11 protein-coding genes are annotated in these 15,027 nt (G+C 59.9%); 2 read left to right on the forward strand and 9 right to left on the reverse strand.

What is annotated here, in order from left to right; genetic code table 11:
• The coding region (locus DBR24_RS22275) for a GAF domain-containing protein (RefSeq protein ID WP_128615818.1) at positions 1-151 on the forward strand (151 nt) is incomplete at its 5' end.
• On the opposite strand, the gene DBR24_RS22280 is transcribed toward DBR24_RS22275, so the two are convergent.
• From DBR24_RS22280 to DBR24_RS22315, 8 genes are all read right to left on the reverse strand, one after another.
• Positions 152-3,097, reverse strand: coding sequence for an HD domain-containing phosphohydrolase (locus DBR24_RS22280; RefSeq protein ID WP_128615819.1), 2,946 nt, complete (start codon positions 3,095-3,097; stop codon positions 152-154).
• Positions 3,098-3,145: 48 nt separating this feature from the next.
• Entirely contained in the window at positions 3,146-6,787 is a 3,642-nt protein-coding gene (locus DBR24_RS22285) for a transporter substrate-binding domain-containing protein (RefSeq protein ID WP_128615820.1), read from the reverse strand.
• An 8-nt stretch (positions 6,788-6,795) separates the two neighbouring features.
• Positions 6,796-7,422 (reverse strand): response regulator transcription factor, encoded by a 627-nt coding sequence (locus DBR24_RS22290; protein WP_123466502.1) that lies wholly within the window; start codon positions 7,420-7,422, stop codon positions 6,796-6,798.
• Positions 7,423-7,809: 387 nt separating this feature from the next.
• Entirely contained in the window at positions 7,810-9,138 is a 1,329-nt protein-coding gene (locus DBR24_RS22295) for a deoxyguanosinetriphosphate triphosphohydrolase (RefSeq protein WP_128615821.1), read from the reverse strand.
• Positions 9,139-9,207: 69 nt separating this feature from the next.
• Positions 9,208-10,371 (reverse strand): EAL domain-containing protein, encoded by a 1,164-nt coding sequence (locus tag DBR24_RS22300; protein ID WP_123466498.1) that lies wholly within the window; start codon positions 10,369-10,371, stop codon positions 9,208-9,210.
• Between the two features lie 126 nt (positions 10,372-10,497).
• Positions 10,498-10,836 (reverse strand): hypothetical protein, encoded by a 339-nt coding sequence (locus tag DBR24_RS22305; protein WP_128615822.1) that lies wholly within the window; start codon positions 10,834-10,836, stop codon positions 10,498-10,500.
• Positions 10,833-11,219, reverse strand: a complete 387-nt coding sequence (locus DBR24_RS22310; RefSeq protein WP_123466494.1) for a phage holin family protein — start codon at positions 11,217-11,219, stop codon at positions 10,833-10,835. The genes DBR24_RS22305 and DBR24_RS22310 overlap by 4 nt, the downstream gene beginning before the upstream one ends.
• Before the next feature lie 2 nt (positions 11,220-11,221).
• The gene (locus DBR24_RS22315; protein WP_123466492.1) at positions 11,222-11,536 is read right to left on the reverse strand and encodes a YqjD family protein; all 315 of its coding nucleotides are present in this window, start codon (positions 11,534-11,536) and stop codon (positions 11,222-11,224) included.
• Between the two features lie 305 nt (positions 11,537-11,841).
• On the opposite strand from DBR24_RS22315, the gene DBR24_RS22320 reads away from it, so the two are divergent.
• On the forward strand, positions 11,842-13,050 hold the full coding sequence (locus tag DBR24_RS22320; RefSeq protein WP_128615823.1) for an ammonium transporter: 1,209 nt from the start codon (positions 11,842-11,844) through the stop codon (positions 13,048-13,050).
• Here the strand turns inward: DBR24_RS22320 and DBR24_RS22325 are convergent.
• Entirely contained in the window at positions 13,047-14,759 is a 1,713-nt protein-coding gene (locus DBR24_RS22325; protein WP_128615824.1) for a monovalent cation:proton antiporter-2 (CPA2) family protein, read from the reverse strand. The two genes, DBR24_RS22320 and DBR24_RS22325, sit on opposite strands and share 4 nt — an antisense overlap.
• Positions 14,760-15,027: the final 268 nt, after the last annotated feature.

The following is a 15,027-nucleotide window of genomic DNA, read 5'->3' on the forward strand; positions in this document are numbered from 1 at the left end:
GAACAGTGAGTTGGTGGTGCCGTTGGTCAAGGATGGCCGTTTGATCGGCGTGCTCGATCTCGATAGCCCGAAGCTGGCGCGCTTCGGCGTCGACGATCAGGCCGGCATCGAGCAACTGGCGGCGATTTTCCTGCGCCTGACCGACTGCTGATCAAGCGCTGAGGCCAGCCTTGCGCAACAGGCTGGCGGCATCCACGGCATCAATCTGCTGTGGATCGAGAAAGCGCGTGGCGTACTGCAGGTAGACGCCATCGCTGATGAACAGGCCGAACAGCGGCGCATCAATGTGCGCTTCGCGACACATGGTGGCCATGATCCCCAGCGCTTCGCTGAGGGTCTTGGCCTTCTTGTAGGGGCGATCGGCCGCCGTTAACGCTTCGAAAATATCGGCGATCGCCATCATCCGCGCCGGCAGGCTCATGTCTTCGCGCTTCAGGCGTTTCGGGTATCCGGTACCGTCCATTTTTTCGTGATGACCGCCGGCGATTTCGGCGATGCTGTCCAGATGGCCGGGGAAGGGCAGGTGGCTGAGCATCATGATCGTCTGCACCATGTGATGATTGATGATGTAGCGCTCCTCACGGGTCAGTGTGCCGCGGGTGATGCTCAGGTTGTACAGTTCGCCGCGATTGTATTTATAACGTGGCACGTCCAGCTTGAACCCCCATGGATTGTCGTCGGGAATCAACTCGTTCTTGTCTCGTTCGAACAAATGTTCGGGCTTGTCCGCCAATAACTTTTCGCGAACCGGCAGGGTCGATGCCGGTGTTTGTGCCTGACGTCTGTTTTCTGCCCACGACACCCCCAGACGGTCATCCAGGGTGCGCATCCAGGTGCGTTGGGCAAGGTCGTTGAGGCGTTCGAGATCCGCTTCGGCCATCGCCTCACTGCCAAGATTGCAGCGTGCGACGAAGGCAAAGTCGTCGTCCAGCGCGCTCAGCGTGGCGTCTCGCTCTTGTGCCAGTGTTGTCGCGTCAGCACCGAGCGCCAGTGCCTGCCAGTAGCTGATCCATGCATCGCGCTTGAGCACCTCGAAGCGGGTGCGGATCTCGTGGATGCGGTCGTTGATGGTTTCCAGTTTGGTGGCTTTATCGACGACGTATTCCGGCGTCGTGACCTTGCCGCAATCGTGCAGCCAGGCAGCGATGTGCAGGGCTTCCCATTCATCCTCGGTCGGCCGATAGGCGCTGAACGCCGGGGCCTGACTGGCCGCGGCGGCCTGGGCCAGCATCAGGGTCAGCTCCGGCACGCGTTGGCAATGGCCACCGGTGTAGGGGCTCTTGGCATCAATGGCGCCGGCGAGCAGTTGAATGAACGCATCCAGCAACTGTTTCTGTCTGGCTTGCAGACGCTGGCTTTCGATACTCACGGCGGCGGCACCGGACACCGCTTGCAGGAACGCGATGCGATCAGGCTGCAGTTTTTCCAGATCCGCCGCCGTGCCGCTGTCGTTGACCAGCAGAATCAGCAGACCGATGGTTTCATCGTGGCGGTTGTGCAGGCGGATGCCGATCATATGAACGCGCGGCGCTTGCATGGCCAGCAGGACTTGCTGCAGATCCGCCGCCTGATCGAAACCCAGATCGCTGACCAGGCTGTTCGCACCGATCAGTTGCCTGAACCACATCGGGCCGTGGTCCTGTTGCAGGTCATGCGCCTGAATGTCGAAGTTCTCCAGGGGCTGCGGCGTGCCATTGATCACCAGTCCATAAGGCACCATGCGCGTGTCGTCATTGTCACGCAGATAAATCAGACCGGCCTGGGCCTGGGCGATTCCCACGGTTTCGAACAGCACCCTGTGCAGCAACGGTGCGAAACGGGTTTCCGCGCACAGGCTGTCGGTGATGCGGAAGAAGCTCGCCAGCGTGTCTTTCATCTGCGCCATCGACACGCTCAACTGATCGACTTCCAGCACGGGCGAGCGTCGGCTCAGGGGGAAGTTGAAATCGAAGCTGCGGATTGCGTCGGCTTCCTTGACCAGCGCATGCAAGGGTTTGACCAGAATCCGCGAGATCAGCCAGCCGAGCGGCAGACACAGCAGCAACGTGGCCAGGGTCACCAGTGCGCCTTGCCAGCGCATGCGATAGGCGTCGACCAACAGTTCGTCTTCGGGCACCAGCAGCGCCAGTTGCAGGCCCTTCGGCCCACCTTCCTGCATGCTGCTGCGGGCGACGATCCATTGCCGGCCATCGGCCTGCAGGCGCTTGCCAGGGTTGTCTGTCGTCAGCAACACGTGCAGCCCGGGGCTCAGATCAGCCACTCTGGCCTGGCGTGCGTTGCGATCATCGACAATCAAGCGGTCGCTGTCGGGGTAAGCCACGACGTTGCCATCGGCATCGAACAGGGCAATCTCGGTCGATGGGGTGACCCGGTGCTTGATCAGGGTGGCCGACAGTGTGGCCAGGGTCAGATCGGCACCGATCACGGCGTTCTCTCCACTGCGCCGGGCCAGCGTGGTGCCGATATTGTGGGTGGAGAAAAACACGTAGGGTTCAGTGGTGATCTGACCGGGTTGCCGGCGTGCATCGGTAAACCAGGCACGACTGCGCGGATCGTAGGCGTCGTCGCGGTTCTCCAGGCGGCTGACCGGCTGCAAGGCCTGATCGAAGAACAGCGATTGCGAGTGCGGCGTGCCCTGCGCGTCATGCTCGATGCTCCAGACTTGATAGCTTGCAGTATCCGGAGCCTTGAACCGTGTTTTCAGGGCGGCGTCGCGCAGCGGCCGGACCATGAAAAAATCGCCGTTGCTGTAACCCAGGTACAAGGAGGCGAGGTTGGGGTTGTCCGTCAGTGACTGGGCGAAGGGTTTGAGCAACGGCAAGCGTTCTTCAAGGCGCTGGGCCTGAGTGGCCGGGTTGTCCGCCAACAGACTGAGCACGTGGCGGATCGGCTGATAGGTTGCACGCAGGTCCAGGCGTACATCCTGTTCGATACGGTTGAACAGTTGTTCGCTGCTCGACAGGATGATTTTCGTGGTCTGGTGATAATTGAACAGGCCCAGCACGATGCCAGTGAGCAACAGGAGAAACGTGAACATGACGCTGATGTGCACGTGCAGCGGGAACCGGCGTTGCTCCGGGCGCAGTGGGCTGGGCATTTCAGGCTCTCCATGATGGTTAACTCACTGCTCAGCGTTCAAGCATAGTTAAGGCAGGCTCATCGTGCTTCGATCCGCGAGGGCAAGTTGTTGCCGTAACGCCTGTTCGAGTTCGAGCATGGCCCGGTCAGTCGCCGCGCAATGGCGGGCGATGTCTTCGCTCGACAATGCCTGCGCGCAGGCCTGTTCGAGTGCATCGCAACAGACGATCACCCGCGCTGCCTGGGCGATGCGGGCAGCGCCCTTGATTTTGTGGGCGACGATCGCCAGTGCGCCGAGATCGGAGGCGGACGACAGCGCGAGCAGTTCCTCCCGGTCAAGACGACTGCTCTTGAGCAGTTCAACCAGCAGCCGCCGAGCCTGCGTCGGGTCGCCACCGCACAGCAGATTCAGACTTTGCAGGTTGAAGGCCGGCGGTTGTGCCTTCGGGGTCATGCCATCGACCCATTGGCCGAGCACGCTCAGACTCAAGGGTTTGAACAGGCAGTCGTCCATGCCGGCCTGTTTGCAGCGCTGAACTTCCTCGGGCTGCGCATTGGCCGTGAAACCCAGCACGGTGCAGGGCGAGCAGCGCGTGAGCAGCTCATGCTGACGAATGGCGCGAGTCAGTTCATAGCCGTTCATCAAGGGCATGTTGCAGTCAACGATGACCAGGTCGAACTGGCCGGCCTTCCATTGCTCAAGGCCAATGCTGCCGTTCTCGGCAATGCTGAAACGATGCCCGAGAAACTCCAGTTGCTGACACATCAACAGGCGATTGGCGGGGTGATCGTCCACCACGAGGACGTTCAGCGGCGTCGGCGCAGTCTTGATAGATGGCACCTGTTGAGGGGGGCTCGCCTGGGCCGGCAGGGTTTGCAGGGGCAGAGAAACGCAGACCTGCGTGCCGATGCCTGGCTGGCTGCTCAATTGCAGATGGCCTCCCATCATTTCGCAGAGGTTGCGACTGATCACCAGACCGAGGCCGGCGCCACTTCTGGCCTGCTGACTGCTGTTTGGCGCCTGGGCAAAGGGTTCGAACAAGCGCTGCTGATCCTCGGCACTGATGCCGACGCCGCTGTCCTGCACGGTCAGTTGCATCAGCGCATGGGCAGGGGCCTCGGTTTGCATGAGGTCGAGGGTGATTCTGATCTGGCCTTGCTCGGTGAATTTGATGGCGTTGCTGATCAGATTCGACAGGACCTGCTTGAAACGCAGGGGATCCAGTTGCACGTCGACCGCGAGGTCCGGCGGATTGAAGTACGTGTGCAGGGCCAGGCTCTTCTGGCGTGCAAGACCGTCGAAGATTCGGGTGACGGACGCCACGGTTTCGACCAGGTTGACCCGCTCCGGGCACAGGCTCAGGCGTCCGGATTCGATCCGGGCAATGTCGAGAATGTCGCCGATCAGACCGAGCAGGTCTTTGGCCGAGTGGTAGGCGGTATCGATGGATGTTCGGTCCGGGTGCTGTTGATCCATGCGTCGGAGTGTCAGTTCGAGCATGCCGATCACCGCATTCATCGGTGTGCGGATCTCGTGGCTCATGGTGGCCAGGAACGTGCTTTTCGCCCGGTTGGCTTCATCGGCGCGTTCTTTGGCCGCGCGCAGTTCCTCGAAGAGCTGGCGGCGCTCACTGATGTCGATCCAGCCACCGATGACGCCTTTGACGGCTCCACTGGAATCACGATACGGGAGAATCCAGTGATAGATGGTCAGGCGGCGGTTGCCGATGTGCAGGGGACGGTCAAGTATCAACGGCGTGCCTTCGGCTACGACGCGGCGGTAATCGGCCTCAAAGGCCTGGGCTTCGAACGCGTTGCTCAGGGAGCCCTCAATCACGCTTTTGCCGATGACGTCTTCGCGCCTGGCGTTGAATGCTTCGAGGTAGCTGTCATTGCAGCTTTGCAGCAGGCCTTCGCGATCGCGAACGTAAATGGGGTGCGGTGTGCCGTTGACCAGCGAGCGCATGAACTCGAACTGATCGTTCAAGGCGCGCTCGGCTGCCTGGCGTTGCTTGATCTGGTGACGCATATAGGCGTTCCACGCCAGTAACAGCAGGAGAACCAGGCCGGCGGCGCCGATCACTTGATAAAACAGGCGCTGATAATTGCGCCAGATATTCTGCGAGGTGGAGTAGCCGCGCCAGCGACCGTTGATCACCCCCAGTTCCTCGGGGGCGATGCTCAGCAACGCCTTGTTGATGATCGAGACCAGTTCGGTGTTGTCCCGCGCTGTTGCCAATGAGAACGCGGCCTGGCTGGTGCCGATGGTGGTGGTGATTTGCAGCGCCTGATCAAAGATCCGCGAAGAGATGAAATAGTTGGCGATCACCAGTGAGTTCACCGCGCCATCGACATGCTTTTCGGCGAGCAGCGAGACCGCGCTGAAGGTGTCCGGTGTTTCGATCAACTGGATGAGAGGAAACTCCCGGCGCAAGTACTCGACCATTGGATTGCCTTGGGCAATCGCCAGTTGTTTGCCCTTGAGCTGGCTCAGGTTTGTCGGACCATCGGCGCTCTTGCGGGTCAACAGGACATAGGAATTTTCCAGGTACGGGCGACTGAAGTTCAGGGTTTGCTCGCGTTCGGCGGACGGCAACAACGCGGCAATCAGATCGGCCTGGTGACTGTCTATTTGCCGGATCATTTCCGCGTCGTTGCGACTGCGCCGGATGTCGAAGCGCAGGCCTGTGCGCAAACGGATCAGTTCGAGCAGGTCGGCGCTGATACCGCGTAAATTGCCGCCGCTGTCGAAGAACGTCAGCGGTGCCAGCGCTTCATTCACCACCACACTCACCACGGGGTGCTGTTTGATCCAGGTTTCTTCACGCTGGGTCAGTTGCAGTTTCTGGTCGGTCAGCAACAGGTCACTGCCGGCACTCCAGCGCTTGGCGATGTTATCGCGTTCGCTCCTGGGTACGGCATTGAGTACGGTGTCGATGATCGACAGCAACTGCGGATTGTTGCGCCGTATGGCAAAGCTGAATCCCCGGGTTTCCTGCTTGCCGAAATTGGCCATGCGCACGTTATTCAGGTAGCCCTTGTTGACCATGTATTGGGTGGAAACGATGTCGCCGAGAAACACGTCGGCCTGATCGAAGGCAACCGCATTGATGGCATTCTGGTAGGAGGGATAACAAGTGATGAGCGCTTTGGGGTACAGCGCCTTGACCTCGTGCAACGGCAGATAGTGATAGACCATGCTCAGGCGCAGTCCGGCCAGGCCTTGGGCCAGGGAGCGGGTTTCGTCTTCACGGGTGACCAGCGCCGGCTGATCCCTCGCGTAGGGCACCGTCAGCGCGAGGTTCGCGTTGCCCGCCTCGAAAGCGTTCGCGGTGCCGAGCAGATCGATCTGGCCATCGACCAGGGCGCGTATCGCTGCGTCCCGGGAGGCAAAGCGCATGACACGGATCGGCAAGCCGGTGGCCTGACTGAGGAGTCCGGCGTAGTCGGCCGTCAGACCTTCGTAGTCCTTGCCGCTGACAGTCATGTCAAAAGGCGGATAGTCGGGTGCAGAGGTGCCCAGTATCAATTCTTTACGAGCACTCAGCCACACGCGTTGGGACTGTTCGAAGATGACCGGCACCGCCTCGCCTGAAGACCGGCTGAGCAGGGCATAGTCCGGTGCCGCGTTGGGCATGGCAAGGGCGTAGGTACTCAAAAAAAGAGCTACGCTCAACGCAACTAAATAGTCCTTTAAACGACTGGGCATGCGGGGTCTCACACGAGTGCGTTTCGTTTGGCCATCTCGATAAGTTCGACAAGGGATCTGGCTTTGAGCTTTTGCATCAACCGCTTCTTGTAAGTGCTGACGGTCTTGTTGCTCAAGAACATGCCCTTGGCGATTTCCTTATTGGTGCGGCCTTGTGCAAAGAGTTGAAGCACCATCAATTCGCGATCGTTGACGGACTTGAATAATTCCAGTTCGGCATAACGAATATCGTCGCTGCGAACCGGGTTCAATGCCTGACTGGGGAAATAGTTGTAGCCGGAAAGTACGGCTTTGATTGCACTGACCAGTTCGCTCAAGTCCTCTTGTTTACACACATAACCTGATGCGCCGGATTGCATGCAGCGAACGCCGAACAACGTTGGACATTGAGCAGTGAGTACCAGGGTTTTCAATGGCGAACTCATGGCGTTGAATCGGGCCAATACCTCAAGGCCGTCGAGCTTGGGAATGCTGATGTCGAGAATGATCAGGTCTGGCATGCACTCGCGCACCATCTGCATGGCATCGACCCCGTTATCGGTTTCACCGACGACCTTGTAACCCTCATGCTCCAGCAGCATTCGAACGGCGAGACGGATGACCGGGTGGTCGTCGACAATAAAAACGGAGTTCATAATCAAATCCCATACAAGCACGAATAAAGGGCGCACCTTAGCTCAGATGAATGAGCACTCGCATGAACTGTCATGAACTCACTTGCGTTATCAGATAATTCCTACAACTAATGAGGAAAGGGACTACGACTAATCCGGGTTTGGCGTAAGGATGCTCAATTTTTTAATTGGCTTATAGTTGGCTATGGATGTTTTGCAAATGCGGCGGATTAATGGTTTTAGAGGGGCGGTTGGTGTTGTGTCAGTTGTTTATTATTTGTTTGTGTAAATATCTGGGCGGTGAATAAAAATACCGCAGCCTTGGGGAAATAGCGTTGACCACATTAACGCTGTACATGAAACAGCCCGTATTCAACCGGCCAAGCGCGCCGGCTGAATACGTCAGGATCAATGACTGGAGCGCCCGGTCATCTCCATGGCCATGTCGCTGGCGTAGCTGTCGGTCATGCCGGCGATAAAATCGATCATGCGCAGAAACGAGGTGTGCAACGAACCGTGTGGGTCCGGCGCATTGTTGCCCAGCAAGTCGAGGATGCGCCGGCTCTTGAAGGAAGGCGTACGGCCATTGTGTTGCTCCAGGGCAGCCCCGCAGAAGGCATTCAGCAGGATTTCCAGCGTCGTATAGGCGCCGATTTCGTGCAGGGTCTTGCGTTTGTCCTGGAAGATCTTCTTGCGGGCGATGTCCTTGGCGTTCAACACGCAACGCTTGGCCGGTCCGTGCATGTGCTCAACCAGATCGCCGTGCAGCGTGCCGTCGAGCAGGGCATCCTGCTGCTCGACGAAGGCCCGGGCCGCAGCATTGGTCAAATGTTCGATGGCCTTGCCGCGCAGAATCGCCAGTTTGCGTCGGCGCGAATCCTGCGGACCGAGTTGCCGGTAGGTTTCCGGCAGGTCGTCACCGACCAGCCCCAGCAGCAGCGATTCGACTTCGCTGTAATCGAGCAGGTCCATCTCCAGACCATCTTCGAGGTCAATCAGCGCGTAGCAGATATCGTCGGCGGCTTCCATCAGGTACACCAATGGATGCCGCGCCCAGCGCTGGTCTTCCAGTTGAGGCAGGCCGAGCTTGTGGGCAATCTGCTCGAGTAACGGCAACTCGCTCTGATAGCAGCCGAACTTGTGCTTCTTGTAGCCGAGGGAGTCGGCGTGACGCGCGGTCCACGGGTACTTCAAATACGTGCCGAGGGTGGCGTAGGTCAGTCGCGTACCGCCGTCAAACTGATGGTACTCAAGCTGCGTGAGCACCCGGAAGCCTTGGGCATTGCCTTCGAAATTGAGGAAGTCAGCACGTTCTGCCTCGTTCATGCCATCGAGCCAACCGCGCCCGGCGGCCTGCTGGAACCAGTGGCGAATGGCATCTTCCCCGGAGTGGCCGAAGGGCGGATTGCCAATGTCGTGGGCCAGGCAGGCCGATTGCACGACCATTCCCAGATCGCTGGGATCGCACCATTCGGGCAGGGCATTGCGCAGGGTTTCGCCAACGCGCATGCCCAGCGAACGGCCCACGCAACTGACTTCCAGTGAATGGGTCAGGCGTGTGTGGATATGGTCGTTGCTCGACACAGGGTGCACTTGGGTCTTGCGCCCGAGGCGGCGAAAGGCACCGGAGAAAATGATGCGGTCATGGTCTTTGTGAAAAGGGCTGCGGCCCAGTTCTTGCGGGCTGTGCAGCGGTTTTCCGAGGCGTTCGCGGTTGAGCAGGGTTTGCCAATCCAAGGCTGGTTCTCTCCGTCAAAGTGACTGTTGCCCTAGCTTCCCGGTTCATGCTGCCACCTGCAAGCGGAACTACAGCCCCGCCGCATCAATATCGATCAACAGCAGCCGCTCGCCGTTATCGAAAAACTGCCCGGCCGTCAGGCAGTACTGATTGCTGGTGGCATCGCGGTAGGTGCTGGACAGGGTCAGGCGACGTTCTTCCCAGCCCTCGGCCAGCAAATGATAGAAGTAGGGTCGCCATGACCAGTTATGCCCCAGGTACCGGTTGTCGGCGACCCAGCCATGGTGCCGCCACTCCAGGTTCGGAGTCAGCTGCGTACCGTGCCGGTCGCATTGGTAAAACCGCAGCAGCCAGGGAAAGGCCTCCAGATGGGGCAGGGCGCTGAGAGGTGCATGGGCCTGCGCCCAGCCCTGGAGGATCGCCATCAATTCCGCCAGTTGCTGGCGCATCCGCATCAAGCGCCCGCGCTCAGCGAGTTTCTGTTGGACATAACGCTGGCGCAACTCGGCGAAGCGCGGCACAAACGCGTCGGTAGCAAAAAAGGCTTCCTGCGCCCGCGCGAACAGAAAACCCTGCACATAACGTGAGCCGCATTCGAGGGCGAAATTCAGTTGGGCTTCAGTCTCGACGCCTTCGGCGATGATCCAGCAACCCGTCTTCTCGGCCATCTGTGCCAGCGCCTTGACCACGTCACTGCTCGGCCCGCCTCGTGCGGCGGCCTGGAACAGGCGCATGTCGAGTTTGAGGATGTCCGGCTGTAGCGCGAGCACGCGATCGAGTTGCGAGTAGCCGGCACCAAAGTCATCAATGGCGATTCTCGCCCCGGCCTCGCGGTAGCGGGCGACCACTTCGGCCAAACGCTGACTGTTGCCGCCCAACTCGGTGATCTCGAACACAATGCGCTGCGCATCGACCCCGTGACGCGCCAGTTGCTTGAGGCTGGGCAAGGCTTGATCGGGGCGCAGGCGACTGATCCAGCGCGGCGACATGTTCAGGCTGAGAAACCAGTCCGCCGGTGCTTGGTGCAAACGGCTCAGAGCGTTGTCGCGGATTTGCCGGTCGAGACGCCGCAGGGCGACTGCCGGCGTACGCGGATCGGCGAACAGCGGTCCGACCGAGGTCAGTTGACCGTCATTCTGGCGCAGACGACCCAGTGCTTCGACGCCTGCTATACGGCCGGTGGCGGTGTCGATGAAAGGCTGAAAGCAGGCGAGCGGTTGCCCGTCGATCACGGGGCCTCCTTAGTCGTTCTTGTTCTGATTGAACCCTGTCGACCGGGTAGGCGTGCAGGGATCGAACCTCTCGATAAAAGAGGTTCATCCCGGTGATATTGCAAGAATGCAGCCAGATGTGTCGGTTTAACGCTTGGCCGAGCTTTGCATGACCAGTTTGATCAGCGGCCCGAGGCTGGTCCCGAGTCGGATCAACCGCGTCAGGCCACTGATACCACCGCTTTTCGCGCCTTTGCCGGTAATGAAGCCCAGCAGAGTGACAGCGGCTACGCCCCATAATGGCGCGTGTTTGATGCCGAAGCCGTCGTGCAGGTTTTGCGTCATGCCGCGCACGCGGTGCAACGGTTGCAGAACCTGTCCGGCTTCGTGGCGGATTTCCTGGCGATGCATTTCCATGCGCAGGCGAATCAGCGCCTTGCGCATTTCCCGGCGCGAGCTGTTGTGAGGCAGTTCAGGCAGGCTCATGGCAACAGGCGCTCCCGGTCGTTGGCCAGCTCTTCCAGCGTACCGTGGAAGGGTGAGGATTCATCGAAGATCGCTGCCTTGAGGCGCAGCCCGCAGAAGATTGCCGCCAGGGTGTAGAACACGCACAGGCCGATAATCCCGGCCAGCCGGTAGGTGTCCCAGAGCAGGATCAACACCAGGGCTGACAGGCCGACCAGCAACAGCAGCGCAAACACCAGCGCCAGACCCGCAAACAACAACAGGCTCACGGTACGGGATTTCTGCTCCTGCAGCTCGATGCCGAACAATTCGACATGGCTGTGCAGCAAACCAAGGACAGCGGCGCCCAGACGCCGTGTGGAGGAGGCGGTGCCCGCAGTCGGGCCGGATTCACCGATCGACATGATCAGCGCCGAGTGGCCAGCAGGCCAATCAGGAAGCCGACGCCAGCAGCGATACCGACCGACTGCCACGGATTGGCCGACACGTAATCCTCGGTGGCGTTGACCGCTGCCTGACCGCGATCACGCAACGTCTCTTCAGTCAGTTTCAGGGTCTCGCGGGCACGCAGCAGGCTGTCGTGAATCTGCTCACGCAACTCATCCGCTTGATCACCGGCCAGGGTCGCGGTGTGCTCGAGCAACCGTTCGGTGTCGGCAACCAACGTCTGGAAGTCGTTCATCAGGATTTCTTGAGCAGTCTTTGCCTTGATGCTGGCCATGGGTGGATCTCCGTAAGTGGCGTCTGAAGCGTTCGAGTATGAGCCTTGCGCGAAGGTTCATTACAAATGACTGGTACAACTTTTGCTGTGTGCTGGTGCGTCGTCCGGCAGTCGTGCGCTGTTGCCGGGCGTGCATGCCGGAAAACCTTAACTCAAATAATCCCGGTTCGTGTCAGGACATCGACCTCGTGCGCCAAAACGGTACAGCGAATCTGCGGATCCCTGACCGGGCGGTCGCAACTTGGTGCATGAAATGCCCGCATGAACCGCTTTGGTGCTCTTTTTTCCTTCAGGTCTGCCTCTCCATGGAAAATCTGCAAAGTGCTGTGGACACACTGGTGCACAGCTCCAATACATTGTTCATTCTGATCGGTGCGGTGATGGTGCTGGCGATGCACGCCGGTTTCGCTTTTCTGGAGGTCGGTACGGTTCGCCAGAAAAACCAGGTCAACGCGTTGTCGAAAATCCTCAGTGATTTTGCCGTCTCGACCCTGGCCTATTTCTTTATAGGCTATTGGATCTCCTACGGTGTGACGTTCATGCAGCCAGCGGCCGTTTTGAGCGCTGATCATGGGTATGGGCTGGTGAAGTTTTTCTTCCTGCTGACTTTCGCAGCAGCGATCCCGGCGATCATTTCCGGCGGCATCGCCGAGCGTGCCCGGTTTGTTCCGCAGTTGTGTGCCACGGCGTTGATTGTGGCGTTCATCTATCCGTTTTTCGAGGGGATGATCTGGAACGGCAACTACGGCCTGCAAGCCTGGTTGACCGCGCAGTTTGGCGCAGCCTTCCATGATTTCGCCGGTTCCGTGGTGGTGCACGCCATGGGGGGATGGCTGGCGCTGGCAGCGGTGTTGCTGCTCGGCCCGCGCAACGGCCGTTACCGCGATGGAAAACTGGTGGCGTTCGCACCGTCAAGCATTCCGTTTCTGGCGCTGGGCTCGTGGATTCTGATTGTCGGCTGGTTCGGCTTTAACGTGATGAGTGCGCAGACCCTGCAGGGCGTCAGTGGCCTGGTGGCGGTCAACTCGTTGATGGCAATGGTCGGCGGCACGGTGGCGGCGTTGATCGTCGGACGCAATGACCCGGGTTTCCTGCACAACGGCCCGCTGGCCGGGCTGGTGGCGGTTTGCGCGGGCTCCGATCTGATGCATCCGGTCGGCGCGCTGCTGACTGGGGCGATTGCCGGGGCGCTGTTTGTCTGGTGCTTTACCGCCGCGCAGGTGAAATGGCGCATCGACGACGTGCTGGGCGTGTGGCCATTGCACGGTTTGTGCGGGGTGTGGGGCGGCATTGCCTGTGGCATCTTCGGTCAGACGGCGCTTGGCGGTCTGGGCGGTGTCAGCCTGATCAGCCAGTTGATCGGCAGCGCCCTCGGTGTGGCGGTGGCACTGATCGGCGGCTTCGCCGTTTACGGCGTGATCAAGGCGCTGCACGGATTGCGCCTGAGTCAGGAGCAAGAGTATTACGGCGCCGATCTGTCGCTGCACAAAATCGGCGCGGTGAGTCAGGATTAGGTTTCCACATCGTCGGCACCGGGATAAAAACCGTGCAACAGACGGTAGCGATCGATGCGCACCTGATCGACTTTCTCCTGCACCTGATGCGCCGGCAGACCCAGCATGATCAAGGCATGTGAGGCGAGCATCAGGCTCGACTCCAACAGCTCCGGCACCACCTCGGTGGCGCCGGCGGCTTTCAGTTCCGCCCATTGGCTGTCGTCGCGTGTGCGCACCAGAATCGGTACATGGGCGTTGAGCCGGCGTGCTTGCGTGAGGATGCGCAGCGCGACGTCACTCTGGTCCACGGCGATCACCAGCAACCTGGCACGCAGCAGGCCGACGGCGGTGAGTAGATCGCCGCGTGTCGAATCGCCGTAGTGCACGTCGCTGTCCCCGCTTGCGGCTTCCTGAACGCGCACCGGATCGTTGTCCAGCGCAATGTAAGGCTGTTTCGCGTTACGCATGAACCGGCCGATCGACTGGCCGACCCGTCCGTAGCCGCAGATCACCACATGCTTGTCGAGGTCGGCATTGAGCGCACTGATTTCTTCGATCTGCGCTTCCTGATTGGGCTTGCGGTGCAAGGTCGCGGCAATGCGCGGGGCTGCCCGCAGTAACAGCGGCGTCAGTACCATCGAGCAAAAGGTGGTTGCCAGCAGCAGGGCGCCCAACCTGTCGGGCAGCAGGCTGTTTTGTTGCATTTGCGCCATCAGCGCGAAACAGAACTCGCCACCCTGGGCGAGGGCCAGACCACTGCGCCAGGCCGTTTCGCTGTCGCTGCCGCGCCACTTCACCAAAAGGGCCACGACGAGGCCCTTGATCACCATCAAGCCCAGGGTGAGACCGAGGATCAGCAGGCTGTGACTGACGAACAGTTGCAGGTCGATCAGCATGCCGATGCTGACAAAAAACACCCCGAGCAAAATGTCGCGGAAAGGCCGGATGTCCGCCTCGATCTGATGGCGATAATGGCTTTCGCCCAGCAACATGCCGGCGAGAAATGCGCCGAGGGCCGGCGACAGCCCCAGCAGGTGAGTCAGCCAAGCGGTCAGCAGCACGATCACCAGCGCCAGCAGCACGAACAATTCTGCCGAGCGTGACGCCGCCACTTCATGGAAAATACGCGGCAACAACCAGCGGCTGGCCAGCAGCAGGCCGACAAACAGCAGCACGGTTTTCAACAACGTCAGTGGCAAGGCCCAGTACCACGCCTGAGTGCTGCTGCCAGCGAACACCGGCACCAACGTCAACAGCAGCACCGCGACCACGTCCTGAAACAGCAAGACACCCACGGCGTTCTGCCCGTGGCTGCTGAACACTTCACCGAGGCTGCCAAGTTCCTTGGTGACGATCGCCGTGGAAGACAACGAAAGCCCGGCGCCGAGCAGCAGCGCGGGCGTCGCGGACATGCCCAGCAGCATCAGCAACAGACCGAGCAGCGCCGTACTGATCAGCACCTGCTGACTGCCGAGACGGAATACTACCTGACGCAGGGCAATCATTTTCGACAGAGAGAATTCCAGGCCCAGCGAAAACAGCAGGAACACCACGCCCAGCTCCGCCACATCCGGCAGGTGTTCGCTCTGGTTGACCCAATCGAATGCGCTGGGCCCGACCAGCAAACCCACGCACAGGTAACCCAGCACGGGTGGTAGCCGCAGCCGACGAAACAGGGCAATCACCACGAGGGACGAGGCGAGGATAATCAACAGATTGGCAAACACTGGGCGCTCCGATGTCAGGTTTTGACCTCTCAAGCGTAGAGGCAAAAAGTCCGGGAGCATCGTGTAATTGGCTTCTGGGCGAACTGATTTGCGTCAGGGTTTTGCGCGCCAATCCCCTGCAGGAGGGTTGCAGCCTTTGAGCGGCGGTGGCTCGACGGGTTTTCAGGCGCGGCCTAGAATAAGTCCACGAATTTTTGGTTGAGCGATCATGCTTCCTGAATGTCAGTTGTTCGGCACCCTGGGGTGTCATCTGTGCGAAGTCGCGGAA

The organism is Pseudomonas sp. HMWF006 (assembly GCF_003061205.1).
GTDB lineage: Bacteria > Pseudomonadota > Gammaproteobacteria > Pseudomonadales > Pseudomonadaceae > Aquipseudomonas > Aquipseudomonas monsensis.